23 protein-coding genes are annotated in these 23,805 nt (G+C 67.7%); 12 read left to right on the top strand and 11 right to left on the bottom strand.

Going from position 1 to position 23,805, the window contains the following annotated elements:
• On the top strand, positions 1-696 hold the full coding sequence (gene urtE / locus CVM50_RS02505) for an urea ABC transporter ATP-binding subunit UrtE (RefSeq protein WP_085886273.1): 696 nt from the start codon (positions 1-3) through the stop codon (positions 694-696).
• Positions 697-771: 75 nt separating this feature from the next.
• Here the strand turns inward: urtE and dtd are convergent, their stop codons facing one another.
• The gene (gene dtd, locus CVM50_RS02510; RefSeq protein WP_085886272.1) at positions 772-1,212 is read right to left on the bottom strand and encodes a D-aminoacyl-tRNA deacylase; all 441 of its coding nucleotides are present in this window, start codon (positions 1,210-1,212) and stop codon (positions 772-774) included.
• Between the two features lie 146 nt (positions 1,213-1,358).
• Between dtd and CVM50_RS02515 the strand changes: the two genes are divergently transcribed.
• Positions 1,359-1,742 (top strand): CZB domain-containing protein, encoded by a 384-nt coding sequence (locus tag CVM50_RS02515; RefSeq protein ID WP_085886271.1) that lies wholly within the window; start codon positions 1,359-1,361, stop codon positions 1,740-1,742.
• Between the two features lie 33 nt (positions 1,743-1,775).
• Here the strand turns inward: CVM50_RS02515 and CVM50_RS02520 are convergent, their stop codons facing one another.
• From CVM50_RS02520 to CVM50_RS02530, 3 genes are all read right to left on the bottom strand, one after another.
• Positions 1,776-2,855: a DUF2927 domain-containing protein gene (locus CVM50_RS02520; protein WP_085886270.1), complete on the bottom strand. Its 1,080-nt coding sequence runs from the start codon at positions 2,853-2,855 to the stop codon at positions 1,776-1,778.
• A 161-nt stretch (positions 2,856-3,016) separates the two neighbouring features.
• The gene (locus tag CVM50_RS02525) at positions 3,017-4,009 is read right to left on the bottom strand and encodes a toxic anion resistance protein (protein WP_085886269.1); all 993 of its coding nucleotides are present in this window, start codon (positions 4,007-4,009) and stop codon (positions 3,017-3,019) included.
• A 277-nt stretch (positions 4,010-4,286) separates the two neighbouring features.
• Positions 4,287-5,555: a pseudouridine synthase gene (locus CVM50_RS02530; RefSeq protein ID WP_085886268.1), complete on the bottom strand. Its 1,269-nt coding sequence runs from the start codon at positions 5,553-5,555 to the stop codon at positions 4,287-4,289.
• Positions 5,556-5,616: 61 nt separating this feature from the next.
• Here CVM50_RS02530 and CVM50_RS02535 point away from each other — a divergent pair, with 61 nt between their 5' ends.
• The gene (locus CVM50_RS02535; protein ID WP_085886267.1) at positions 5,617-6,081 is read left to right on the top strand and encodes a nucleoside deaminase; all 465 of its coding nucleotides are present in this window, start codon (positions 5,617-5,619) and stop codon (positions 6,079-6,081) included.
• A 259-nt stretch (positions 6,082-6,340) separates the two neighbouring features.
• On the opposite strand, the gene CVM50_RS02540 is transcribed toward CVM50_RS02535, so the two are convergent.
• On the bottom strand, positions 6,341-7,357 hold the full coding sequence (locus CVM50_RS02540) for a ribose-phosphate pyrophosphokinase (RefSeq protein ID WP_085886629.1): 1,017 nt from the start codon (positions 7,355-7,357) through the stop codon (positions 6,341-6,343).
• 122 nt (positions 7,358-7,479) lie between these two features.
• On the opposite strand from CVM50_RS02540, the gene CVM50_RS02545 reads away from it, so the two are divergent.
• Both CVM50_RS02545 and CVM50_RS02550 read left to right on the top strand, forming a co-directional pair.
• Positions 7,480-8,085: a 2-hydroxychromene-2-carboxylate isomerase gene (locus tag CVM50_RS02545; protein WP_085886266.1), complete on the top strand. Its 606-nt coding sequence runs from the start codon at positions 7,480-7,482 to the stop codon at positions 8,083-8,085.
• Complete coding sequence (locus CVM50_RS02550; protein WP_232618130.1) at positions 8,082-8,924, top strand: alpha/beta fold hydrolase; 843 nt, start codon at positions 8,082-8,084, stop codon at positions 8,922-8,924. Before CVM50_RS02545 ends, CVM50_RS02550 begins: the two co-directional genes overlap by 4 nt.
• 215 nt (positions 8,925-9,139) lie before the next feature.
• Here CVM50_RS02550 and CVM50_RS02555 read toward each other — a convergent pair whose 3' ends face one another.
• From CVM50_RS02555 to glyA, 4 genes are all read right to left on the bottom strand, one after another.
• Positions 9,140-10,177 carry a threonine aldolase family protein gene (locus CVM50_RS02555; protein ID WP_085886265.1) on the bottom strand — a complete coding sequence of 346 codons (1,038 nt, stop codon included), beginning with the start codon at positions 10,175-10,177 and terminating at the stop codon, positions 9,140-9,142.
• The gene (locus CVM50_RS02560; protein ID WP_085886264.1) at positions 10,177-10,647 is read right to left on the bottom strand and encodes a YcgN family cysteine cluster protein; all 471 of its coding nucleotides are present in this window, start codon (positions 10,645-10,647) and stop codon (positions 10,177-10,179) included. Before CVM50_RS02560 ends, CVM50_RS02555 begins: the two co-directional genes overlap by 1 nt.
• Positions 10,644-11,582, bottom strand: a complete 939-nt coding sequence (locus tag CVM50_RS02565; protein WP_085886263.1) for a bifunctional riboflavin kinase/FAD synthetase — start codon at positions 11,580-11,582, stop codon at positions 10,644-10,646. Before CVM50_RS02565 ends, CVM50_RS02560 begins: the two co-directional genes overlap by 4 nt.
• A 103-nt stretch (positions 11,583-11,685) precedes the next feature.
• On the bottom strand, positions 11,686-12,969 hold the full coding sequence (glyA, locus tag CVM50_RS02570; RefSeq protein WP_085886262.1) for a serine hydroxymethyltransferase: 1,284 nt from the start codon (positions 12,967-12,969) through the stop codon (positions 11,686-11,688).
• A 218-nt stretch (positions 12,970-13,187) separates the two neighbouring features.
• Between glyA and CVM50_RS02575 the strand changes: the two genes are divergently transcribed.
• Both CVM50_RS02575 and CVM50_RS02580 read left to right on the top strand, forming a co-directional pair.
• Entirely contained in the window at positions 13,188-13,952 is a 765-nt protein-coding gene (locus CVM50_RS02575) for an NAD kinase (protein WP_198431835.1), read from the top strand.
• A 147-nt stretch (positions 13,953-14,099) separates the two neighbouring features.
• The gene (locus CVM50_RS02580) at positions 14,100-14,303 is read left to right on the top strand and encodes a CsbD family protein (protein ID WP_085886261.1); all 204 of its coding nucleotides are present in this window, start codon (positions 14,100-14,102) and stop codon (positions 14,301-14,303) included.
• 182 nt (positions 14,304-14,485) lie between these two features.
• On the opposite strand, the gene CVM50_RS02585 is transcribed toward CVM50_RS02580, so the two are convergent.
• Together CVM50_RS02585 and CVM50_RS02590 are read right to left on the bottom strand one after the other, a co-directional pair.
• Entirely contained in the window at positions 14,486-16,390 is a 1,905-nt protein-coding gene (locus CVM50_RS02585; protein WP_085886260.1) for a propionyl-CoA synthetase, read from the bottom strand.
• A gap of 272 nt (positions 16,391-16,662) precedes the next feature.
• Entirely contained in the window at positions 16,663-18,954 is a 2,292-nt protein-coding gene (locus CVM50_RS02590; RefSeq protein ID WP_085886259.1) for an NADP-dependent malic enzyme, read from the bottom strand.
• A gap of 244 nt (positions 18,955-19,198) precedes the next feature.
• On the opposite strand from CVM50_RS02590, the gene CVM50_RS02595 reads away from it, so the two are divergent.
• Genes CVM50_RS02595 through upp form a run of 5 tightly spaced genes read left to right on the top strand, consistent with a single transcriptional unit; the run spans position 19,199 to position 23,757 of the window.
• Entirely contained in the window at positions 19,199-19,591 is a 393-nt protein-coding gene (locus CVM50_RS02595) for a cytidine deaminase (protein WP_085886258.1), read from the top strand.
• A gap of 2 nt (positions 19,592-19,593) precedes the next feature.
• Entirely contained in the window at positions 19,594-20,907 is a 1,314-nt protein-coding gene (locus CVM50_RS02600) for a thymidine phosphorylase (RefSeq protein WP_085886257.1), read from the top strand.
• Entirely contained in the window at positions 20,904-22,121 is a 1,218-nt protein-coding gene (locus CVM50_RS02605) for a phosphopentomutase (RefSeq protein ID WP_085886256.1), read from the top strand. Before CVM50_RS02600 ends, CVM50_RS02605 begins: the two co-directional genes overlap by 4 nt.
• The gene (locus tag CVM50_RS02610; protein ID WP_085886255.1) at positions 22,118-23,128 is read left to right on the top strand and encodes an adenosine deaminase; all 1,011 of its coding nucleotides are present in this window, start codon (positions 22,118-22,120) and stop codon (positions 23,126-23,128) included. Before CVM50_RS02605 ends, CVM50_RS02610 begins: the two co-directional genes overlap by 4 nt.
• Entirely contained in the window at positions 23,125-23,757 is a 633-nt protein-coding gene (upp, locus tag CVM50_RS02615; RefSeq protein WP_085886254.1) for a uracil phosphoribosyltransferase, read from the top strand. Before CVM50_RS02610 ends, upp begins: the two co-directional genes overlap by 4 nt.
• The last annotated feature ends 48 nt before the right edge of the window (positions 23,758-23,805 follow it).

Consider the following 23,805-nt stretch of genomic DNA (forward strand, 5'->3'; position numbering starts at 1 on the left):
ATGCTGGAAGTGAACGGACTGACCCTCCACTACGGTCAAAGCCAGATCCTGAACGGGATCGACCTCTCTGCCGCCCAGGGGCAGGTGACCTGCATCATGGGCACCAACGGGGTGGGCAAGACCTCTCTGCTGAAGGCCATTTCGGGGACGCACCCGCGCTCGGGCGGAACCATGGCGCTGGATGGCGAGGATCTGGGGCGGCTGCCCGCCCATATGTTGGCGCAGAAGGGGATCGGCTATGTGCCCCAGGGGCGGATGATCTTCCCGCTCTTGACGGTGCAGGAGAACATGGAGACGGCCTATGCCTGCCTGCCGCGGTCCGAACACCACATACCCGACGAGATCTACGAGCTGTTTCCGATCCTGAAGGATTTCCTGAACCGGCGCGGCGGCGACCTGTCGGGCGGGCAGCAGCAACAGCTGGCCATCGCCCGGGCCATGCTGACCAAGCCGAAGCTGCTGCTGCTGGACGAACCGACGGAGGGGATCCAGCCCAACATCATCCAGCAGATCGGCCGGGTCATCGAATACCTGCGCGACCGGGGGGACATGGCGATCGTGCTGGTCGAGCAGTATTTCGAGTTCGCCTATGGACTGGCGGACAAGTTCTACGTGCTGCGCCGTGGCGCGGTCACGGCGTCGGGCAGCAAGTCCGAGCTGACCAAGGACGAGCTGATGGCCGAGGTGTCCGTCTGAAGTGACGCCCGGGCGCTCCGCTCCGTCGCGCGGTGCGCGACACCCCCACCGGGCGGATCGGGCGCGAAGACGATACTAGACTTCCACCCAGATTGTCACCGGGCCGTCGTTCGTGAGACTGACCTGCATGTCGGCGCCGAAACGGCCCGTCTCGACGGGGATGCTCTCCTGCTCCGCCAGCGCCTTGGCGAAATGCTCGTACAAGGCGCGGCCGTCCTCCGGCGCGGCGGCCGCGGAAAAGCCGGGGCGGTTGCCGCGCGAGGTGTCGGCGGCCAGGGTGAACTGGCTGACCACCAGCGCTGACCCCTCGATGTCCCGGAGGGAGCGGTTCATCTTGCCGGCCTCATCCTCGAAGATGCGCAGCTTTGCGACCCGCGCCGCCAGCTTCTCCGCCTGGGCCGTCGTGTCGCCCTGCATGGCGCAGACCAGGATCATCAGGCCGCGCCCGCAGCGTCCCACCGTTTCGCCGTCGATCTCGACCTTCGCCTCGTTCACCCGTTGCAGCAATGCCCGCATCGCATCTCTCCTTCTTTTTCCAAGGCCTAGCCGATCCGGGGAGGCGGCGCGAGGGGGGCGCCGCGGGCGAAATGCCCGGGGTTCAAGATCGGGGAAAGGAAAAGCGCCGAGGATGCTTGCATGTTGCCGTGATGAGGAGGTGTGACATGTTCTATCGACCCGACCTGATCGACGAACTGGAAGCGGCGCGAGATGCGCTGGACCGCTGGCGCGACCTGCATCTGGAAATGGCCCTGCGCCTGCGGCGCGGACGCCGCTCTGGCCTGGTGCATCTGCGCTCGCAGGATGAAAGCCAGTGCCGGCTGGGACGGTGCCTGGGGGAGATGCGGCGGCAGGCCCCCTCCGATCCCTATGTGGCCGAGCTTTGCCTGCTGCACGATGATTTCCACGCCTATGCCGGCGCGGTGCAGCGCATGATCGAGCAGGGCCGGGCCGACGCGGCGATTGCGGCCCTGACGGGGATGGAATTCGAGGGGCGGCGTGGCGCGCTGACCGATCGGATCACCGAACTTCTGGCCGAAGCCGCCTGACCCGGTGCCCCCCGCAGGCTGGTAAGCCTGCGGTCAGAGCGTGCTGGCGTCCGCGGTGACCTCCGGCATCAGCTCTGCCGCGATCTGCTCGATGATCGGGTGGGCTTCGTCCAGCGACATGCCCGGGCGCAGTCGGCTGTCGTAGAGGATCTCCAGCATCATCTCGTCCTGAGCCGTCAGCAAGGCGAACTCGCCATCGTCGTTGAAGATGGAGGGACGCGCGGCACGGCTGTCGTTGCGCAGGCCAAGGCCCTGGGCGATCTCCTCGTGGAAACAGGCGCGGCGCATCAGCTCCGGCAGCTCAGCCCGCACCAGGGCGACTGCCAGGTCATAGGTCGCAGGGTTGCCCGCCGCGGCAAAGCCCATCACCAGGCAGGGGATGTCGCGGGGCAGGGTGCGCAGGGTGTTCCTCGTGCTTGCCGACAGGTTGGGCACGAGGCTGCGTAGCTCGGCAATGGCCTCTTCGCGGTCGTCTTCGCCCATCACCAGCACGTGGAAATTGCCGCCCGGACCGGTGCCCAGTCCGATCGAATGGCCCGTGGCGTGGGCCAGGCGGCGGGCGTAGCCGCGCAGGACCGCGCGGTCATCGTCCCGGGTCGCCTCGTCGACGGAGGTGCCGAAGGTGACCCGCATCCGCACAGGTTGCTGCCAGCGCAGCAACTGGCCCGGCATGCCGTCGCCGGCGGCCAGCCCGGCCCCGGGGCGGTGTTCGCTGTAGAAGGCGATCCGTTCGAAGTTGCGCACCAGGTCGTCGCGATCATGGGCCGCTTCGGCGTCGCCGCCGCCGTCCTGGCGCAACAGCCCGGCGGCCAGATCCCGGGTCTGGGCCTCGGCGTAATAGGCCGCCAGCAGGCGGCTTTCGACCGAGGCGACCTCGGGCCGTGCGGCGGTTTCGGTGCGCGGAACGGGGCGCAGGCTTTCCTGTGGCGGGCCCTTCGGGCCGAAGAGGTCGGCCATGTCGGTACAGCCCGACAGCAGAAGCGGCAGGGTCAGGCCGAGGGCCAGCGGACGGATCCGCGAGGACCAGCGCTCGGCGCCCCTCCGCCGCCCGGATGAGCGCGGATCTGCGGACCGCGAAAGACCGCCTGCGGGCGGCTCTGCCTTGTCTGTCATGACCGTTCGGCCCCCACCGAGTACGATTTACACGCTTCCCCATACGACAGGACGGCCTTTGTGGAAAGGACCGCCCCCCTCGGGCGGGGTGCCGTCGCCCCCTGTCTGGGCGGGGTTTCGCCGGTCCGTGAACGTATCGGGAGGCGCCGGGCGGGACGGGGTCAGGGTTTCGGCGGATGGCCGCCGGCGGACAGGTCGGCCAGCGCCTGTGCCATCTGATGCAGGGCCTCTCGCGCCATCTCCTGACGGGCCTGTCCCTGTTCGGCGAGGGCCTGGCCCTGCAGAAGGGCGGTCAGGCAATGGTCGTGGCGCGCTATCTCCTGTGGGCCGGGCTGGGTGGTTTCTGCGGCGCGGGCGCAGTCAGGCAGCGCGCGGCTCAGAAGGTCCGAGAGATGCCCCAGCAGGCGCTTGTCTTCCTCCTGCGCCAGCCGCACCAGCGGCAGCGCCTGCGCCACCCGGTGACGTGTGGCGGCCATCTCCTCCAGCCGCCGTTCCAGCACGTCGCAGCAGGGCGGGGGCACCGCTAGGGTGGCTGGGTCCGGCTGGCGGGGCATGGCCAGTTCCAGCCGCGCCAGGCGCAGGCATTCCTTCCCGGCGGCCAGGTCCAGGGCCAGGGCGTCGTAGTGGTCCAGCCCCTGTTCATAGAGCATATCCAGCCGCCGCAGGCGCGCCATCAGGTCACGGTGTCGCCGAAGCAGGTCCTCGGCCAGCCGCCCGACCTGGCGCCAGGCCTCCGCCGCCTGCCGGCCTGCGCGGGGCGCGGGGCGGCGGCGCAGCCTTTGCCACAGCGTGAGGCGGGCTGACGCGGTATCGGGCGCAGAGGCGGCGCCGGACTGGGTCGCGGCCAGCGCCCGGGCCAGGGCCGTCAGGTCCCCCGCGATATGGGTATTCTCCCCGGCGTCCAGGGCGAGCAGCATTTCGCGGCTGATCCGCCCCAGCCCGTCATCCCCGGCGCGCCCGAACCCGCGCAGGGCCTCGGCATCTGCCATGTCCAGATCGGCCATCCGCGCACGGATCTGGTCGGCAAAGGCATCGCTGACCGCCTCCAGCGACAGGGCACTGTGCGCGGGGGAGGGTTCGGGCAATTCCAGCGCCGAGACGGCGTCGACCTCGGATCGGGTCGCACTGGCGGCCTGGCGGAGGGCCTCCAACATCTGCTGCTCTCCTCCTGTTCATCGCGCCCGACGGAGGGCCGGCCCCCCGGCCTTCGCGGCGCGCGGGATGGACCGACACCTCTCGCGGGTGTCTCACAGCCAAAGCACCGGAATGTAACAAATCCTTGGTCGATGTCCGGCGCTGCGGTGTCGGAGCAGGTTAGCCCCTGACCACGGGCAGGTGAAACCCCTGGCCCGCCGGAAACCGGGCCAGACGGGGCGCACCAGGAGGATTGTCACCAAACTGTCAGAAGAGGGGCCCCGGACGGAGCGGCGCCTAGCGCGATCCGCGCGGCGGCTTTCCGTTGCCGGGCCGTCCCTTGTGGGGGCCGCTGCGCGGGCCCGAGGGGCCGCCGGTGTCGCGGCGCGGGCTACCCTTGCCGCCCTGCGGCCTGCCGGCATCGCCCTTGCCACCGAAGGGCGCGGCGCCACCGGGCTTGCGGCCCGACCGTCCATCCTCCCGCGCGCTGTCCGCAGATCGCCCGTCACGGGCGCCGCCCTTGCCACCGCGCAGCTCGGCGCGGCCGATCAGCCCGCCTTTGCCGCCGCGCGTCCCCTTGCCTGCGCGGGTCTCCTTGGCGCCGGACCGGGGGCCTTGCCCGGCAAAGCCGCGCGTGCCGCTGTCGGCCTCCGCGCCCTTGCGGGGCAAGCGTTTCGGGCGGGGGGCGGCGTCGGGGTCGATCTCCAGCCCCAGCTGGTCACGCAGGACGCGCGGGCGCAGCTCCTCGACCTCACCGGCCTTCAGGGTGCCTAGCTGGAAGGGGCCGTAACTCACGCGGATCAGCCGGTTCACCGTCAGGCCGATGTTTTCCATGGCGCGGCGGATCTCGCGGTTGCGGCCCTCGCGCAGGCCGACGGTCAGCCAGGCATTGGCGCCCTGCTGCCGGTCCAGGGTGACCTGCATGGGCTGGAAGTGTTCGCCGTCGACCACTACGCCGTCGCGCAGGGGGGCGAGGGTGGCATCGGTCGGCGCGCCCTTGACCCGCACGCGGTACTTGCGCACCCAGCCGGTCTCGGGCAGCTCCAGCCGCCGTTTCACCTCACCGTCGTTGGTCAGCAGCAGCAGCCCTTCGGAGTTGAGGTCGAGCCGGCCCACGCTCATCACCCGGGGCAGATCCTCGGGCAGGGCGTCGAAGACGGTCTCGCGGCCCTGTTCGTCCTTTGCGGTGGTCACCAGCCCCGTGGGCTTGTGGTAGAGCCAGACGCGCGGCGGTTCCGCCGGGCCGAGCGGCTTGCCGTCCACCACGATCTTGTCTTTGCCGGTGACGTTCAGCGCCGGGCTGGTGATGACCTTGCCGTTCACGCTGACGCGGCCTGCCTCGATGATCTTCTCCGCATCGCGACGGCTGGCCACGCCCGCGCGCGCCATGACCTTGGCGATCCGGTCGGATCCGCTGCCCTGCGGGGCGGCGGCGACAGGGGCGCTGTCGGCGGTGGTTGCCCCTTTCGGGCCGGGGCGCCGGGGGCGGCCGGGTTTGGCGGGACGGTCAGGGCGGGGGCTGCCGGGGCGGGGGCCGCCGGGGCGCGTCGGTTTTTTCGGGCTCATGTCCCGGCTCTAGCGCAGCTTGGGCGCTTGCGAAAGCATTCATCGCGCGCCAGACAGGGGCATGAGCGTCACGCAGCCCCCCTTCACCTCCCACATGGACGCGGCCCTGGACGAGGCCAGTGCGGCTGCGGCGCGCGGCGAGGTCCCCGTGGGCGCGGTGCTGGTCGCCCCCGATGGGCGGGTCGTGGCCCGGGCCGGCAACCGTACGCGGGAGCTGTCGGATCCCACGGCCCATGCCGAGGTCCTGGCGATCCGCGCCGCCTGTGCCGCTGCCGGGTCGGAGCGGCTGCCGGGCCATGTGCTCTACGTCACGCTGGAGCCCTGCCCCTTCTGTGCTGCGGTGATTTCCGCGGCCCGGATCGCGCGTGTGGTCTATGGGGCAGCGGATCCCAAGTCCGGTGGGGTGGCCCAGGGGCCGCGCATCTTCGCCCACCCCCAGGCGCATCACGTGCCGGAGGTGATCGACGGAATCGCCGCCGCCGAGGCCGAAGCCCTGTTGAAGAACTTCTTCGCGGCGAAGCGGTGAGGGGAAGGGGGGCTCTGCCCCCGTCCGCTGACGCGGACTCCCCCGGAGTATTTTTGACGACGTGAAGGAACAGGGGAGGTGTTTGACCGGTGCCTGTGGCGCGGGGGGCGGAGGTTGCACGCTCTCCATTAAAAAAGGAGGGCGCCACTGCGGCGGCGCCCTCCTGTCTTCACCTTGTTTCAAATACTCATGGCGTGCCGGGGCAGCCCGTCTCAACGGATCCGTTCGGGGGCAACCGTCGAGCCGGGCGACTGGCGCCTCAGCCGCGGAAGAAGCCTTCGTAGATCGGCTCCAGCGTGCCCTGCTCGAAGAGCGAGGAGACGGAGGTGCCGTTCCAGATGTTCAGGATCGCCTGGGCGAACATCGGGGCGGTCGGCAGCACGCGGATCTTCTCACATGCGGCGACCGGTTCGGTGGCGGCGATGGAATCGGTGATCACCAGGTTCTCCATCACGGAGTTGGTGATCCGCTGCACCGCGGGGCCGGACAGAACGCCGTGGGAGATATAGGCGTGCACTTCCTTCGCGCCGAAGTCGAGCAGAAGCTCTGCCGCCTTGCACAGGGTGCCGGCGGTGTCGCACATGTCGTCGACGATGACGCAGATCTTGTCCTTCACATCGCCGATGACGGTCATCTCGGCCACTTCGCCGGGCTTCTCGCGGCGCTTGTCGACGATGGACAACGGCGCATTGATCCGCTTGGCCAGTTCGCGGGCGCGGGCCACGCCGCCGACGTCCGGGGACACGACCATGATCTCGTCGATGCGGTCCTTGAACTTCTCCTTGATGTCCAGGGCGAAGATCGGGCTCGCGTAGAGGTTGTCGACCGGAATGTCGAAGAAGCCCTGGATCTGCGCGGCGTGCAGGTCCATGGTCAGGACACGTTCCACGCCGGCCTCGACCAGCATGTTGGCGACCAGCTTGGCCGAGATGGGCGTGCGGGCCTTGGTGCGGCGGTCCTGGCGGGCATAGCCGAAGTAGGGGATCACGGCGGTGATGCGGCTGGCCGAGGAGCGACGCAGGGCGTCGGTCATGATCAGCAGTTCCATCAGGTTGTCGTTGGCGGGGTTCGAGGTCGACTGGATCACGAACATGTCCTCGCCGCGGACGTTCTCGAAGACCTCGACGAAGATCTCGCCGTCGTTGAAGCGTTCGACCCGCGCGTCGACCAGGCCGACGTTCATGCCGCGGTGCATCGACATGCGGCGCGCGATCGAGGTCGCAAGCGGCATGTTCGAATTCCCCGCGATCAGCTTGGGTTCGATGATATTCGGCATGAGGATGTCTCCGGGAGGCAGCAGGCCCGACAGGGCAGGGGATGACAGATTCGTGACGTTGAACACGCCTTAGCACCCCGGTAACGTCTTGCCAAACCACGCTGCAGGGGAGGGCCGCCAGGATGTCGCGGACCATTGACTACTATTTCACGACGATCTCGCCTTGGGCCTATCTGGCCGGCGACGGGTTGGAACGGATCGCGGCCGAGCATGAGGCCCAGATCCGCTACAAACCCGTTGATCTGATGGCGGTTTTTGCCCGCAGCGGCGGGCAGCCCTTGGGCGAGCGGCCACCCGCGCGGCAGGCGTACCGGATGCAGGAGTTGCGCCGGGCCAAGGCGAAGACGGGTATGGACCTGGTGCTGGAGCCGGCGTTTTTCCCGACCAACCCCGCGCCGTCCTGCTACGCCATCATCGCCGCGGATCGGGCGGGCGGCGGTGACACTGGCCTGCTGGTGCGTCTTCTGATGCGCGCCTGCTGGGCGGAGGAAAAGAACATTGCCGAGGATGACGTGATCCGTGCGGCCCTGGAGGCGGCGGGGTTTGATCCCGGCCTGGCCGACAGCGGGCTGCTGACCGGGGCCGAAACCTTCCTGCGCTACACCGAGGAGGCGGTGACGGAGGGGGTGTTCGGCTCCCCCTTCTACATCGTCGACGGGACCGAGCGGTTCTGGGGTCAGGACCGGCTGGCGGACCTGGACGCCTACCTTGCGGGGCGGCTGGGATGAGTGACGCCTTGGACGGGATCGGCCTGCGCACCTGGGGGCAGACGGGCCGCAAGCTGTTGATGATCCACTGTTCCCTGGCGCATTCCGGGGCTTGGGGCGGGGTCGCCCAAGCGCTGGACGGGCTGGCGCAGATGCGCGCCTTCGACCTGCCGGGGCACGGGCGCAGTGCCGATTGGGACCCCGCGCAGAGTTTCCAGGAACAGGCCCGTGACATGGCGGTGCGGGTGATCGAGGACTGGGGCGGCGGGCCGGTGGACCTGGTCGGCCACAGTTTCGGGGCCACCGTGGCGCTTCGGCTGGCGGTGGACCGGCCGGACCTGGTGCGCTCTCTGGCGCTGTACGAACCCGTCTTCTTCACCGCGGCCTTCCGGGCCTTTCCGGGCATGGAGGCGCAGCATGATCGCGACCTCGCCGATTTCGCCACTGCCTTTGCCGCAGGCGACCGGGAAGGGGCTGCGCGGGCCTTCATGCGGGTCTGGGGCGATGGTCGCCCCTGGGCGTCGCTGCCCGAGGCGCAACGGGCTGGCTTCGTGGCGCGCATCCATCTGATCGACGCGATCCGGGATACGAATTACGGCGATCCGGCCGGTATGCTGTCTGAAGGCAAGCTGGCCGCCCTGGACCTGCCGGTGTTGCTGATGGATGGCGCCGACAGCCCGATCTTCGCGCCGCGGATCAACGAGGCGCTGCTGGCCGAGATCCCCGGCGCGCGGCGCCAGGTGGTGGCCGGGGCGGCGCACATGGGGGTGCTGACTGCGCCCGAGGCGGTGGCTTCGCTGCTCAAGGCGTTCCTTGATCTCGAAGGCGCTGCGCCGTCGGCCCTGCCTGCGGGTGCCTGATTGGGGGGCAGAGCCTGCGACTGGCGGCAGAAACCATTTTCACTTTCTATACATTCTCGACGAAAAGCGAAAACGGTTGCTTGTTGAGGCTTTAGATGAACTCAAGACGACAAGGGGTTTTACTTTCAGGATGAATCTACGCAAAGGGCGCGCGACCTGCTGTCGTGCGCCTTTTCAAATCTTGATCTGACGCGATGAAGCCGGTCCTTGGCGGCTCAGCCCGCGGCGATGTTGAGGAAACGGGTGATTTCCTCTTCCGGCAGGGACCAGTCGCAGACGAAACGCGCCTGCAGCATGGTGTCATCCGGACCCTCGACCGACCCGTCCAGGTAGTAGACGGCCCCGGCTTCCTGCAGGCGGCGATGCATCGCGCGTGGCAAGGAGGCGAAGAGGATGTTGGCCTGCGGCTCCTGCAGGAAGGAGGCGCCCAGGGCGCGAAGCCCCTCAGCCAGCAGTCCCATCCGCGCGTTGGAGCGGCGGGCCAGGTCCAGCCAGAGGTCGTCAGCCAGGTAGGCCTCCATCTGGGCGGAGAGGTAGCGGTGCTTGGAGAAGAGGTGGGCGCCACGCTTGCGCCGCAGCTCGAACTCCCAGGCCTTCTCGGGATCGAAGAAGATCACCGCCTCGACACCCACGCAGCCGTTCTTGGTGCCGCCAAAGCTGACGGCGTCGACACCGGCGCGCCAGGTCATTTCGGCCGGGGTGCAGCCCAGGGCGACCAGCGCATTGGCGAACCGCGCCCCGTCGAGGTGCGTCGGCTGGCCGGCGCGGCTGGCGATGCTGGCCAGGTCCGCGATCTCGGCACAGGTGTAGATCCGGCCCTTCTCGGTCGCCTGGGTGATCGACAGCGGCCCGGGCTGGGCGCTGTGCACGGTGATGTCCGGGCTGCCGCCCATGGCGGCGGCCAGAAGTGCCGGGTCGATCTTGTCGCTGTCACCGACAGGGCAGAGCTTGCCGGCGCCCATGTAGAACTCGGGCGCGTTGCACTCGTCCTCGTTGATATGGGCCACGGGAGTGCAGAAGACCTGCTGCCAGGGCTGAGACAGCGTAGCCAGCGCCAGGGAATTGGCGGCGGTGCCGGTGGCGACCAGGTGCACAACGGCGTCCGGAGCCTCGAAGATTTCGCGCAGGCGGGCGCGCACACGGGTCATGATCTCGTCATTGCCGTAGGGCATGGCGAAGCCCTCGTTGGCGCGGATCATCGCCTCGGTGATCGAGGGGTGGGCGGGCCCGGCGTTGTCGGATGCAAAGAACATCAGAGCGGCTCCTCTATGATGTGGTCCTCCCAGTCGTCGTCATCCACCTCGAACTCGGGCACGGTCAAGTTGCGGACCGAGACCCCGGCGCGATGCACGCTTTCTGGATCGCCGGAAATCAGAGGATGCCAGTCGTATAGCGGCTGACCTTCATGCAGCAGGCGGTAGGCGCAGGTCTGCGGCATCCAGTAGAGATGGCTTTCCAGCGTCTTGGCCGTCAGGGTGATGCATTCGGGGACGAACTGGTGGCGGATCGGGTACTGCGAGCAGAGGCAGCTTTCCCCGTCCAGCAGGCGGCAGGCCACGCGGGTCAGGGCCACGTCGCCCGTTTCCTCGTCTTCCAGCTTGTTCAGACAGCACTTGCCGCAGCCGTCGCACAGCGCTTCCCATTCGCGCTGCGTCATCTTCTTCAGGGGCACGTGCTCCCAGAAGCGGTCGCGCAGGCCGGTGCGGTCGATGGCATCGCTCATAGCGCCGCCAGGATCTCGCGCGCCTGGGCGCAGTCGCGGTCCATCTGATCTATAAGCGCCTGAATCCCGTCGAATTTCATCTCTGGACGCAGGAAGTCGACCAGGCCTACGGAAATCTCGCAGCCATAAAGGTCACCGCGGAAATCGAAGAGGTAGCTTTCCAGGTTCGGCTCTTCTCCGTCGAACATCGGTCGCATGCCGAGGTTGGCGGCGGAGAGGTAGCTGCCCTTATGCGGGCCGGTCAGCACGTCAACCAGCGCGGCGTAGATGCCGAAGCGCGGACGGTGCAGGCCGCTGATCGCCATGTTGGCGGTCGGGAAGCCCAGGTCGCGCCCACGCTGGTCGCCGCGAATGACGGTGCCCTCGATCCGGTGCCAGTGGCCCAGCATGGCGGCGGCGTCACGCGGGCGGCCCTCGGCCAGGGCCGTGCGGATCTCTGTCGACGAAATCTCCCGTTCGCCACTTTCCAAAAGCTGCGCAACGGAGACGCCGAAACCGTACTTCTTGCCGAATTCTTTCAGTATTTCCACATTTCCGGCGCGCTTGGCGCCGAAGTGGAAATCGGCGCCCACGACGACGTGGCGCAGGCCCAGGCCGTTCACGATCACCTTTTCGACGAAGTCCTGCGGCGACAAGGCAGCCAGGGCGTGGGTGAAGCTGAGCTCGTAGAGCATGTCGACCCCCAGCTTTTCCAGCCGGTGCGCGCGGGACGCGGCGTTGGTCAGGCGGAAGGGGGGGCTGTCGGGGGCGAAGACCTGCCGCGGGTGCGGCTCGAAGGTCATGACTCCGAGCGGCGCGCCCAGCGTCTCTGCCTCGGCCCGCGCGATGTCGATCACCGCCTGGTGGCCCAGGTGGACGCCATCGAAATTGCCGATCGCGGCGACGGCGCCCCGGTCGGCATCGGAAACGAAAATGTAATCCCGGACGGTCTTCATGCGCTTTCGCCTACCCCCGAAACCCGGACAAGGCAAGGGGCGGGCAAAGGCCCGCCCCCCTTATGCTTTGCGCAGAGGCGCACAGTGCCTCCGCAAGCCGCTCTTACATCTCGGGATAGAGCGGGAAGTTGGCGCAAAGAGCCTCGACTTCGGCCTTCACCTTGGCCTCGACCTCGGCGTTGCCGTCCTCACCGTTCGCGGCCAGCCCATCGACCGCTTCGACGATCCAGTCGGCGATCTGGCGGAACTCGGCTTCCTTGAAGCCGCGGGTGGTGCCGGCCGGAGCGCCCAGGCGGATGCCGCTGGTGACAAAGGGCTTTTCCGGGTCAAACGGCACGCCGTTCTTGTTGCAGGTGATGTTGGCACGGCCCAGGGCGGCCTCGGCGGCCTTGCCGGTCACGCCCTTGGGGCGCAGGTCGGCCAGGCACAGGTGGTTGTCGGTGCCGCCCGAGACGATGTTGATCCCGCCCTTCATCAGCTGGTCGGCCATCGCCTGGGCGTTCTTGACGACCTGGGCCGCGTAGTCCTTGAACTCGGGGCGCAGCGCCTCGCCGAAGGCCACGGCCTTGCCGGCGATCACATGCATCAGCGGGCCACCCTGCAGGCCGGGGAAGACGGCGGAGTTGACCTTCTTGGCGATCGCCTCGTCGTTGGTCAGGATCATGCCGCCGCGCGGGCCGCGCAGGGATTTGTGGGTGGTGGTGGTGACCACGTCCGCGATCCCGATGGGCGAGGGGTGCTGGCCGCCGGCCACGAGGCCCGCGATATGGGCCATGTCGACCATCAGGTAGGCGCCGACCTCATCCGCGATCTCGCGGAAGGCCTGCCAGTCCCAGACGCGGGAATAGGCGGTGCCGCCGGCGACGATCAGCTTGGGCTTGTGTTCCCGTGCCTTTGCCCGGATGTCGTCCATGTCCAGCAGCTCGTCCTGCTGACGCACGCCGTAGGAAACGACGTTGAACCATTTGCCCGACATGTTGACCGGGCTGCCGTGGGTCAGGTGACCGCCGGAGTTCAGGTCGAGACCCATGAAGGTGTCGCCGGGCTTCAGCAGGGCCAGGAAGACGGCCTGGTTCATCTGGCTCCCGGAGTTCGGCTGGACGTTGGCGAAGTTGCAGCCGAACAGCTCTTTCGCGCGCTCGATCGCCAGCTCTTCGGCGATGTCGACGAACTGGCAACCGCCGTAGTAGCGCTTGCCCGGGTAGCCTTCGGCGTATTTGTTCGTCATCACCGAGCCCTGTGCCTGCAGCACGGCCAGGGAGACGATGTTCTCCGAGGCGATCAGCTCGATCTCATGGCGCTGGCGGCCCAGCTCCTTGGTGATGGCGCCGAAGATCTCGGGGTCGCGGGCTTCGAGGGTCTCGGTGAAAAAGCCGGTGTCCGACATGGGCGTTCTCCTTGGTCAGGTTCAGCGCTAGTTAGCGCGCAAGAGGCGCGGTCGGAAGGCCCCAAATCGTCATGATGATCATGAAAAGCGGCGTCGGGCGCAGGTTTCCCGGCGGGGCTGGTGCCTCCGGGACATTTATGCTTGTTTCGGAACCGGATGAGGGCTTTCGGAAACCGGCGTGCGCCGGGGCCCCCGGCCCGCGCTGGAGACGACGACGCATGCCCATCAAGATTGCCTTTACCGCCAGCCGGGGCCAGACCGCCCAGGCCGCGCGCAAGTTGCTGTCGGCGCGCTACGGGACGGTGCCGGAGGCCGAGGCGGACGTGATCGTGGCGCTTGGTGGTGATGGTTTCATGCTGGCCACGTTGCATCGCACCCAGGCGCTGTCAGCTCCGGTCTACGGGATGAATCGCGGCACCATCGGATTTCTGATGAACGCCTTTTCCGAGGACGACCTGGTCGAACGCCTGTCGGGCGCCGAGGAAGAGGTCATCAACCCGCTGCTGATGCGCGCCACCCGGGCCGATGGCAAGGTGCAGGAGGCGCTGGCGATCAACGAGGTCTCGCTGCTGCGCGCCGGGCCCCAGGCGGCGAAACTGCGGATCTCGGTCGATGGCCGCGTGCGCATGGAGGAGCTGGTCTGCGACGGGGCGCTGGTGGCCACGCCCGCGGGCTCGACCGCCTACAACTATTCCGCCCATGGGCCGATCCTGCCCATCGGGTCGGACGTGCTGGCGCTGACGGCCATCGCCCCCTTCCGCCCGCGTCGCTGGCGCGGCGCCTTGCTGCCGAAGGAGGCGACGATCCGCTTCGACATCCTGGAGCCGGAAAAGCGCCCGATCATGGCGGATGCGGACAGCCGCCGCTCCGTCTCCAACGTGCTGTCGGTGGAGATCGGCTCGGAGCCGCGGGTGGAGCATCGCATTCTCTTCGACCCCGGCCACGGGTTGGAAGAACGGCTGATCCGCGAACAGTTTTCCTGACCGAGGGCTCATCGGAAGGCGGCCATTTCCGGCCGATTCCGGCGCCGCGTCATCGAACCGTCACGGAACCTGTCGGGCGGGTGTCGGGTTGATAGGGTGACGGAGGCCGGGACCTCCCGCCACAGATGACCCGAAAGGAGAATTCCGATGAATTGGGATCGTATCGAAGGCAACTGGAAACAGATCAAGGGCGAGGCCATCTCGCAGTGGGGCAAGCTGACCGACGACGACGTGGATGTCGCCAACGGCGATCGCCAGAAACTGGTGGGCCTGGTGCAGGAACGCTACGGCGTGGCCAAGGACGAGGCGGAGCGCCAGGTGGATGAATTCGCGGCCAAGCACGGCGCCTGATCGGCGCTTGGACGCAAGCTGGTGTGAGAACGGGCGGCCCCAAGGGGTCGCCCTTTTGCTGTTCGGCGTCCCGGGGCAGGGTCGTCCAGACTGGCAATGCTGCTGGTGGCCCGACCCTGACGGAAGAAGGAGGGCCCAGGTGGGCGCCCTCCTTCGCTGCCTTGGTCATGCAGGGGCGCCTCTCAGGCGTCCTGCGGTTCGGGGGCGAAGCCGATGGTCTTCAGCGCGGTGGCGATCTCATCCAGGATGGCGGGATCGTCGATGGTCGCCGGCATCTTGAAACTGTCGCCGTCGGCGATTTTCACCATCGTGGCGCGCAGGATCTTGCCCGAGCGGGTCTTGGGCAACCTGTCGACCACGACCGCCTGCTTGAAGGCCGCGACCGGGCCGATCTGATCGCGGACCATGGCCACGCATTCCTTCACGATTTCCGCGTGTTCGCGGGTCACGCCTGCGCTGAGGCAGAGGAAGCCGAGCGGCACCTGGCCCTTCAGCGCGTCCGCGGCACCGATCACTGCGCATTCGGCCACGTCGGGGTGGTTGGCCAGGACCTCTTCCATGGCGCCGGTCGACAGGCGGTGACCGGCCACGTTGATCACGTCATCGGTGCGCGCCATGATGTAGAGATAGCCATCCTCGTCGATCATGCCCGCATCGCCGGTCTCATAATACCCGGGGAAGGTGGTCAGGTAGCTCTTCTTGAACCGGTCTTCGGCATTCCACAGCGTCGGCAGGGTGCCCGGCGGCAGCGGCAACTTGATCGCGATGGCACCCAGTTCGCCCGCGGGCAGGGGGCTGCCGCCCTCGTCCAAGACCTGCACGTCGTAGCCCGGCATCGGCACCGAGGGGCTGCCCGGTTTCACCGGCAGCAGTTCGATCCCCAGCGGGTTGGCCGCGATGGCCCAGCCGGTTTCCGTCTGCCACCAGTGGTCGATCACCGGCACGCCGAAATGTTTCTCGGCCCATTCGATGGTGGCCGGATCGGCGCGTTCGCCCGCCAGGAAGATCGCCTGCAGATCGTGTTTCGCATAGCGCCGGATCCATTCGCCGTCGGGGTCCTCGCGGCGGATGGCACGCAGCGCCGTGGGGGCGGTGAAGAAGCTCTTGATGCGGTTATTCTGGATGATCCGCCAGAAGACGCCCGGGTGGGGCGTGCCGACAGGCTTGCCCTCGAAGACCACGGTGGTGGCTCCCGCGATCAGCGGCCCATAGCAGATATAGCTGTGGCCCACGACCCAGCCCACGTCCGAGGCGGCCCAGAAGCGGTCGCCGGCCTCGATGTTGTAGATGTTCTTCATCGACCAGTTCAGCGCGACCAGATGGCCGGCGGTATGGCGCACGACGCCCTTCGGCTGGCCGGTCGTGCCGGAGGTATAGAGGATATAGGCCGGGTGGTTGCCCTCGACCGGCACGCAATCGGCCGGTTTCACCCCGTACTGGAAGCCGTGCCAGGAGAAGTCGCGCCCCTCGATCAGCTTGGCAACCTCTTGTTCGCGCTGGAAGATTACGCAGAACTCGGGCTTGTGGTCAGCCTGGTCTATGGCGTCGTCCAGCAGCGGCTTGTAATGCACGACCCGGTTGGGCTCCAGGCCGCAGGAGGCCGCGATGATCGCCTTGGGGGTGCAGTCGTTGATCCGCACCGCCAGTTCATGGGCGGCAAAGCCACCGAAGACCACGGAATGCACGGCGCCCAGGCGCGCGCAGGCCAGCATGGCTTCCAGCGCCTCGGGGATCATCGGCATGTAGATGATGACCCGGTCGCCCTTTTCCACCCCGCGCATGCGCAGCGCGCCGGCGAGGCTCGCCACGCGTTTCTGCAGCTCGGCATAGGTGATGCCCTTGGTGGCGTGGGTGATCGGGCTTTCGTGCTGGATCGCGATCTGATCGCCGCGACCGGCCTCGACATGGCGGTCCACCGCGTTCCAGCAGGTGTTCACCATGCCGTCGGCGAACCATTCGCCCGCCGGTTCGGCATCGGCAAAACAGGCCTTGCTGGGCGCCTCAGCCCAGTCGATGCTCTGCGCGGCGTCCATCCAGAATGCTTCGGGGTCCGCCTTCCAGGCGGCATAGACCTCGGAATAGGTCATTGGCCTCCTCCTCCTTAAACCCAATGTCCGGAAGGGTACGGGAGGAGTTCGGCGCGCGGCAAGCGTGCAGGCGCCCCCTGCGGCAACATGGTATGCAGAATTTGCAGGTCCGCCATGTTAGCGCCTGCAAATTTTTGCAAAGTCATTGGGTCTATGCAGAAATCGGCAAAGTCAGCGGGGTTTTGCAAAGTCTGCAAAGTCCTGGCTGCAAATCCTGCGCGGCGAAAGGCATATCTGCCGCGCAGGGATTCGGGTCGGGATGGCCGACGGGATCAGCCGTAGTGGGCGACCGGGGTGCCGGCGATGGCGGCCATGTTCAGCAGCCCGCGTGCAGTGATCGAGGGGCTGACGATATGGGCGCAGTTGCCCATGCCCATCAGGATCGGCCCCACTTCCAGCGCGCCGCCCTTCATCTTCAGGATGTTGCGCACGCCCGAGGCCGCATCGGCCTGGCCAAAGATCAGCACATTGGCAGGCCCCTGGATGCGCGCGCCGGGCAGGACGCGGTCACGCAGCTCCGGATCCAGGGCCGTGTCCACGTTCATCTCGCCCTCGTAGGCGAAATCGCGGGGCTTGGCGTCCAGGATTTCCATCGCGCCACGCAGGCGGCGGGCGGTTTCAGTATCCTGGTTGCCGAACTGCGACCGGCCGCACAGGGCGATCTGCGGGACCAGGCCGAACCGTTTGACGTGACGCGCGGCGCCGATGGCGGATTGCGCGATCTCTTCCGCCGTGGGGTCGGACCAGACATGGGTGTCAGCCAGGAACAGCGGCCCGTCTTCCATGATCATCAGCGACAGGGCGCCGTGCGGCGTGCGATCGGGCCGGCCCAGGATCTGTTCGATGTACTTCAGGTGCCAGCGGTATTCGCCGAAGGTGCCGCAGATCAGGCTGTCGGCCTCACCGCGATGGACCATCACCGCGCCGATGGCGGTGGTGTTGGTGCGCATGATCGCCTTGGCGAGGTCCGGCGTCACGCCACGGCGGGCCATGATCTTGTGATAGGTCTGCCAGTAGTCGCGATAACGCGGGTCGTTTTCCGGGTTCACCACGTGGAAATCCTCGCCCGGGCGGACGGTCAGCCCGGCGCGTTCGCAGCGCGCGGCGATCACGTCGGGACGACCGATCAGGATCGGCTGTTCCGGGGTCTCTTCCAGGATGGCCTGGGCGGCGCGCAGCACGCGGTCGTCTTCCCCATCGGCAAAGACGATGCGCCGCGCGGCGGTGCTGGCGGCCTCGAAGACCGGGCGCATCAGCAGGGCGGACTTGAAGACCGACGAGTTCAGCTTCGCCTTGTAGGCGCTCATGTCCTCGATCGGACGCGTCGCCACGCCGGTTTCCATCGCGGCCTTCGCCACGGCGACGGACACGACGCCCGACAGGCGCGGGTCGAAGGGTTTGGGGATCAGGTAGTCGGCGCCGAAGGTCAGCCGCTCGCCCTGGTAGGCGGCGGACACCTCGGCCGAGGTGGTGGCGCGAGCCAGCGCCGCGATCCCCTCGATACAGGCGATCTGCATCTCGTCGTTGATCTCGGTCGCGCCCACGTCCAGCGCGCCCCTGAAGATGAAGGGGAAGCACAGGACGTTGTTGACCTGGTTGGGAAAATCGCTGCGGCCCGTGGCGATGATCGCATCGGGGGCGACGGCGCGGGCCTCGTCCGGCATGATCTCGGGGGTGGGGTTGGCCAGGGCGAAGATGATCGGGCGCGCCGTCATCTTCTTCACCAGCTCGGGTTTCAGCACACCGGGGCCGGAGAGACCCAGGAACATGTCCGCGCCCTCGATCACCTCCTCCAGCGACCGCTTGTCAGAGGGCTGCGCGAAGGCCGCCTTCTGCGGGTTCATGTCCTCCTCTCGGCCCTCGTAGACCAGCCCGTGGATATCACAGAGCCAGACGTTTTCCCGCTTCACCCCCAGTTTCAGCAGCATGTTCAGACAGGCGATGCCCGCCGCACCACCACCGGTGGAGACGATCTTGATGTCCTCGAACTTTTTGCCGGCCACGCGCAGGGCATTGGTGGCGGCGGCGCCGACGACGATCGCGGTGCCGTGCTGGTCGTCATGGAAGACGGGGATATTCATCCGATCGCGGCACAGCTTTTCAACGATGAAGCAGTCGGGCGCCTTGATGTCTTCGAGGTTGATCGCGCCGAAGGTCGGCTCCAGCGCGCAGACGATCTCGGCCAGCTTCTCGGGGTCAGGCTCGTTCACTTCGATGTCGAAACAGTCGATGCCGGCGAACTTCTTGAAGAGGACGGCCTTGCCTTCCATCACCGGTTTCGACGCCAGCGCGCCGATGTTGCCCAGGCCCAGAACGGCAGAGCCGTTGGACACCACGGCCACCAGATTGCCGCGCGAGGTGTAGCGCGAGGCGGCCTGCACGTCCGCCTTGATCTCCAGACAGGCCTCGGCCACGCCGGGGGAATAGGCCAGAGACAGGTCGCGGCCATTGGCCAGCGGCTTGGTCGCGCGCACTTCCAGTTTCCCGGGCTTGGGGTTCTCGTGGTAGCCTAGGGCGGCGGCGCGGAAGGTCGATTTGTCGGTGTTCGGGCCGGTGTCGGACATGTCGTGCCTCTCTCTCCGAAAAGTAGTTTGGCGTTAAACTATCTTGGCGCCGGGGGGAAGCCCCGCCTTTGGTCCTGCCCCTGACGCAGGGGCATTCCGCCGGTTTATCCGGCCCGGACCTGCCCTGCCGAGGGGTCCCCCCTTGCAAACCCCGGCAGCCCCCGAAAGACTGCGCCGAACAATGCCGGCGCGCCGCTTGTCGCGTGCCGATGTTTCAGGACAGTGAAGATCACGGGAGACAGTGATGAAGGATCTGCTTACGGCGGCAACGGCCGTCTACGAAAAGGCCTATGCCCCCTATTCCCGGTTCAAGGTCGGTGCCGCCGTGCGCACGCCCTCGGGCGCGATCTATTCGGGCTGCAACGTGGAAAACGTGGCCTACCCGGAAGGCACCTGTGCGGAGGCCGGCGCCCTGGCCGCCATGGTCGCGGGCGGCGAGACGGAGATCGTCGAGGTCGCGGTCATCGCTGATGCCACCGCCCCCGTGCCCCCCTGCGGTGGCTGCCGGCAGAAGCTGGCGGAGTTCGGCAAGCCCGACATCAAGGTGACCATGTACACGCTGACCGGCGACCGGCTGGAGACGACGCTGGCCGACCTGCTGCCGGGCAAGTTCACCAAGGACCACATGAAAGACTGATCATGGACGCGCGCCACATCATCGCCACGCTGCGCGACGGCCATGTGCCGCGCGACGGCGAGATCCGCTGGTTTGCCCAGGGATTGGCCGACGGCACCGTGACCGACGCCCAGGCGGGCGCCTTCGCCATGGCCGTGCTGCTGCGCGGGCTGGGCGAGGAAGGGCGCGTGGCCCTGACCCGGGCCATGCGCGATTCGGGCCGGGTGCTGAGCTGGAATCTGCCCGCGCCCGCGCTGGACAAGCATTCCACCGGCGGGGTGGGCGATTGCGTCTCCCTCGTGCTGGCACCGATGCTGGCGGCCTGCGGCGCCTACGTCCCGATGATCTCGGGCCGGGGGCTGGGGCACACGGGCGGCACGCTGGACAAGATGGAGGCGATCCCGGGGCTGTCGACCGAGCTGACGGAAACGGCTTTTCGTGGCGTGACGGCGGAGGCGGGCTGCGCCATCGTCGCCGCCTCCACCGACATCGCGCCGGCCGACCGCCGGCTTTACGCGATCCGCGACGTGACCGGCACGGTAGAAAGCCTGGATCTGATCACCGCCTCGATCCTGTCGAAGAAGCTGGCGGCGGGGCTGGATGCGCTGGTGCTGGACGTGAAATGCGGCGCGGGCGCCTTCATGAAGACCGAGGAGGACGCGGCGAAACTGGCCCGCGCGCTGGTCTCCACCGCCAATGCCGCCGGTTGCCCGACCGAGGCCCTGCTGACGGACATGAGCCAGCCCCTCGCGCCCGCCCTTGGCAATGCGCTGGAGGTGGCGGAAAGCATGGCGGTGCTCTCTGGCACGAAACGCGGGCGGCTGGCCGAGCTGTCCATCGCCCTGGGCGCGGGCCTGCTGGTGCAGGGCGGCCTGGCCGCTACACCGGAAGAGGGCGCGGCGACGCTGGAAGAGGCGCTGACCAGCGGCGCGGCGATGGAGCGGTTCGGGCGCATGGTGGCCCTGATGGGCGGTCCCGTCCGCTTTGCCGAGGACTGGCAGCGCCTGCTGCCCGAGGCCAACGTGATCCTGGAGGTCACGGCCCAGGGTCCCGGCCATGTCACCGCCATGGATGGCGAGGCCCTGGGCCTGACGGTCGTCGCCCTGGGCGGCGGGCGCCAGGTGGAAAGCGACCGGATCGAGCCCTCCGTGGGCCTGTCGGACCTGGTGCGGATCGGCCAGCCGGTGGAGAAGGGCCAGGTGTTGGCCCGCGTCCATGCCGCGCGGATCGAGGCGGCAGAGGCCGCCGTGGCCGAGGTGCGCGCTGCCATCACAATTTCCGAAACCACCACAGCGCCCGCCCCGGCGCCGCTGGTTCTGCAAAGGATCACCGCATGACCCGCGCTTTTCTCGTCGTCATGGACAGCGTCGGCATCGGCGGCGCGCCGGATGCCGACCGCTTTTTCAACGGCTCCACCCCCGACACCGGCGCCAATACCCTGGCTCATATCGCCGAGGCCTGTGCCTCTGGTCGTGCCGAGGAGGGGCGAAGCGGCCCCCTGTCGCTGCCCAACCTGGCCGCGCTTGGCCTGGGCGAGGCGGTGAAACTGGCCTCCGGCGCCGTGGCACCGGGGGTCGAGGCCGAGGTGACGGGACGCTACGCCGCCGCCGCCGAGGTGTCGCCCGGCAAGGATACCCCCTCTGGCCACTGGGAGCTGGCGGGTGTGCCGGTGCCCTGGGACTGGCACTATTTCCCCGACACGCAGCCGGCCTTCCCCGAAGAACTGGTGGCGAAGGTCTGCGAGCTGGCGGGCACCGACGGCATTCTGGGCAACTGCCATGCCTCGGGCACGCAGATCATCGCGGAACTGGGGGAGGAGCACATGCGGACGGGTTGGCCCATCTGCTACACCTCCGCTGACAGCGTCTTCCAGATCGCCGCGCATGAGGACAGCTTCGGCAACGACCGCCTGCAAAAGCTCTGCAAGGATCTGGCGCCGACCCTGCACGCGATGAAGGTGGGGCGCGTCATTTCCCGCCCCTTCGTCGGCACGCCCGGCCAGTTCATCCGCACCGGCAACCGCCGCGACTATGCGGTGGCGCTGCCCAGCCCGGGCCTGTGCGACTGGGCGCAGGCGGCGGGGCGCAAGGTGCACGCCGTGGGCAAGATCGGCGACATCTTCTCGATGGCGGGTATCGACGATGTGGTGAAAGGCTCGGACGCCGAGCTGATGGACCACCTCGACCGGCTGCTGGGAGAGGCGCAGGACGGCTCTCTGACCTTCGCCAATTTCGTGGAATTCGACAGCCTCTATGGACATCGGCGCGATATTTCGGGATATGCCCGCGCGCTGGAATGGTTCGACGCCCGGATCGGCCAGGTGATCGCGGCCCTGCGCCCCGGCGACCTGCTGCTGGTCACCGCCGATCATGGCAACGACCCCAGCTGGACCGGATCGGACCACACCCGCGAACGCGTGCCGGTGCTGATCGCCGGTCTCGACGGGGCGGGGGAGCTTTCTCCGGGCCTGTGCCAGTTCACCGACGTGGCCGCGACCGTGGCCGCGCATCTGTCGATCCCGGCCGAGGGGCCGGGCAGGAGCCTGATATGAGCCTCACCCAAGAGGGTGCCGATTTCGCCGCCATCCCCAAGCTGGAACTGCACCTGCACCACGAAGGGGCAGCGCCGCCTGCCTTCATCCGGGGCCTGGCCTCCGAGAAGAAGGTGAACATCGACAAGGTCTTCGACGAGAGGGGCCATTACGCCTACGACGACTTCTGGCACTTCCTGCAGGTCTACGAGGCCGCGACCTCGGTGCTGAAGACGCCGGAGGACTACGCGCGTCTGACCACTGCCGTGCTGGAGGAAAGCGCGGCCTCGGGCGTGATCTATACCGAGACCTTCCTGTCCCCCGATTTCTGCGGCGGTCGGGACGTGGGGGCCTGGCGCGAATACCTGCATGCCATCCGCGAGGCCGCCGACGCGGCGGAACGCGACATGGGGATCGTCACCCGGGGCATCATCACCTGCATCCGCCACTTCGGCCCCGACAAGGCCAAGGAAACCGCGCTCTGCGCCGCCGAGACCGCGGGCGACTGGATCGTCGGCTTCGGCATTGCCGGTGACGAGAAGGCCGGCAAGCCCCGTGATTTCGCCTACAGTTTCGACATGGCGCGCGAGGCAGAGCTGGCTCTGACCGCCCATGCGGGCGAATGGGGCGGCCCGCAATCGGTGCGCGACGCGCTGGAGGCGCTGCGGCCCGCACGCATCGGCCACGGCGTGCGCGCCATTGAGGACCTGGAACTGGTTGACCGCCTGGCGGAAGAGGGCGTGGTGCTGGAGGTCTGCCCGGGGTCCAATGTCACCCTGGGGATCTACCCCGACGTCGCACGCCACCCCATCGAGATGCTGCGAGAACGCGGCGTGAAGGTCACCGTGTCCACAGATGACCCGCCCTTCTTCCACACCACCATGGCGAAGGAATACGAAGCGTTGCATCATGCCTTCGGCTGGGAGGAGGAGGTCTTTGCCCAGATCAACCGCACCGCCCTGGATGCCGCTTTCTGCGACCAAGCCACCAAAGACACACTCGCCAAACGCCTGGAGATATCCGCATGACCGATCATCTGACCGTCGTCACTCACCCGCTGGTCCAGCACAAGCTGACCCTGATGCGCGAGCAGGAGACCTCCACCGCGAAGTTCCGCCAGCTGCTGCGCGAGATTTCCCAGCTGCTGGCCTATGAAGTCACCCGCGAGCTGGAGATGACGACGAAGACCATCCAGACGCCGATGCAGGAAATGGATGCGCCGCTGCTGGACGGCAAGAAGCTGGCGCTGATCTCGATCCTGCGGGCGGGCAACGGCCTGCTGGACGGCATCCTGGAACTGGTGCCGGCCGCGCGCGTGGGCTTCGTCGGCCTCTACCGCGACGAGGAAACGCTGCAGCCGGTGCAATACTACTTCAAGGTGCCCGAGCACCTGGAGGACCGTTTGGTGATCGCTGTCGACCCGATGCTGGCGACCGGCAACAGCTCCGTCGCGGCCATCGACCTGCTGAAGAAGGCGGGCGCGACGAACATCCGCTTCCTCTGCCTGCTGGCGGCGCCCGAGGGCGTGGCCCGGATGAAGGAGGCGCACCCCGATGTGCCGATCGTCACCGCCGCGCTGGATGAGAAGCTGAATGAGCATGGGTATATCGTTCCGGGCCTAGGGGATGCGGGCGACCGCATGTTCGGCACAAAATAAGCCGTCCCGGCTTTACTCGGGCCGTGACCTGCGGCAGAGTCGGGCGAG

It is taken from the genome of Pseudooceanicola marinus (genome assembly GCF_002786295.1).
In the GTDB taxonomy this organism is placed as follows: domain Bacteria; phylum Pseudomonadota; class Alphaproteobacteria; order Rhodobacterales; family Rhodobacteraceae; genus Pseudooceanicola; species Pseudooceanicola marinus.

What these genes read in the sequence shown, in the direction of transcription:
- urtE (WP_085886273.1), top strand. Translation starts at nt 1, where the DNA reads ATGCTGGAAGTGAACGGACTGACCCTCCACTACGGTCAAAGCCAGATC.
- dtd (WP_085886272.1), bottom strand. Translation starts at nt 1,212, where the DNA reads ATGCGGGCATTGCTGCAACGGGTGAACGAGGCGAAGGTCGAGATCGAC.
- CVM50_RS02515 (WP_085886271.1), top strand. Translation starts at nt 1,359, where the DNA reads ATGTTCTATCGACCCGACCTGATCGACGAACTGGAAGCGGCGCGAGAT.
- CVM50_RS02520 (WP_085886270.1), bottom strand. Translation starts at nt 2,855, where the DNA reads ATGACAGACAAGGCAGAGCCGCCCGCAGGCGGTCTTTCGCGGTCCGCA.
- CVM50_RS02525 (WP_085886269.1), bottom strand. Translation starts at nt 4,009, where the DNA reads ATGTTGGAGGCCCTCCGCCAGGCCGCCAGTGCGACCCGATCCGAGGTC.
- CVM50_RS02530 (WP_085886268.1), bottom strand. Translation starts at nt 5,555, where the DNA reads ATGAGCCCGAAAAAACCGACGCGCCCCGGCGGCCCCCGCCCCGGCAGC.
- CVM50_RS02535 (WP_085886267.1), top strand. Translation starts at nt 5,617, where the DNA reads ATGAGCGTCACGCAGCCCCCCTTCACCTCCCACATGGACGCGGCCCTG.
- CVM50_RS02540 (WP_085886629.1), bottom strand. Translation starts at nt 7,357, where the DNA reads ATGCCGAATATCATCGAACCCAAGCTGATCGCGGGGAATTCGAACATG.
- CVM50_RS02545 (WP_085886266.1), top strand. Translation starts at nt 7,480, where the DNA reads ATGTCGCGGACCATTGACTACTATTTCACGACGATCTCGCCTTGGGCC.
- CVM50_RS02550 (WP_232618130.1), top strand. Translation starts at nt 8,082, where the DNA reads ATGAGTGACGCCTTGGACGGGATCGGCCTGCGCACCTGGGGGCAGACG.
- CVM50_RS02555 (WP_085886265.1), bottom strand. Translation starts at nt 10,177, where the DNA reads ATGTTCTTTGCATCCGACAACGCCGGGCCCGCCCACCCCTCGATCACC.
- CVM50_RS02560 (WP_085886264.1), bottom strand. Translation starts at nt 10,647, where the DNA reads ATGAGCGATGCCATCGACCGCACCGGCCTGCGCGACCGCTTCTGGGAG.
- CVM50_RS02565 (WP_085886263.1), bottom strand. Translation starts at nt 11,582, where the DNA reads ATGAAGACCGTCCGGGATTACATTTTCGTTTCCGATGCCGACCGGGGC.
- glyA (WP_085886262.1), bottom strand. Translation starts at nt 12,969, where the DNA reads ATGTCGGACACCGGCTTTTTCACCGAGACCCTCGAAGCCCGCGACCCC.
- CVM50_RS02575 (WP_198431835.1), top strand. Translation starts at nt 13,188, where the DNA reads ATGCCCATCAAGATTGCCTTTACCGCCAGCCGGGGCCAGACCGCCCAG.
- CVM50_RS02580 (WP_085886261.1), top strand. Translation starts at nt 14,100, where the DNA reads ATGAATTGGGATCGTATCGAAGGCAACTGGAAACAGATCAAGGGCGAG.
- CVM50_RS02585 (WP_085886260.1), bottom strand. Translation starts at nt 16,390, where the DNA reads ATGACCTATTCCGAGGTCTATGCCGCCTGGAAGGCGGACCCCGAAGCA.
- CVM50_RS02590 (WP_085886259.1), bottom strand. Translation starts at nt 18,954, where the DNA reads ATGTCCGACACCGGCCCGAACACCGACAAATCGACCTTCCGCGCCGCC.
- CVM50_RS02595 (WP_085886258.1), top strand. Translation starts at nt 19,199, where the DNA reads ATGAAGGATCTGCTTACGGCGGCAACGGCCGTCTACGAAAAGGCCTAT.
- CVM50_RS02600 (WP_085886257.1), top strand. Translation starts at nt 19,594, where the DNA reads ATGGACGCGCGCCACATCATCGCCACGCTGCGCGACGGCCATGTGCCG.
- CVM50_RS02605 (WP_085886256.1), top strand. Translation starts at nt 20,904, where the DNA reads ATGACCCGCGCTTTTCTCGTCGTCATGGACAGCGTCGGCATCGGCGGC.
- CVM50_RS02610 (WP_085886255.1), top strand. Translation starts at nt 22,118, where the DNA reads ATGAGCCTCACCCAAGAGGGTGCCGATTTCGCCGCCATCCCCAAGCTG.
- upp (WP_085886254.1), top strand. Translation starts at nt 23,125, where the DNA reads ATGACCGATCATCTGACCGTCGTCACTCACCCGCTGGTCCAGCACAAG.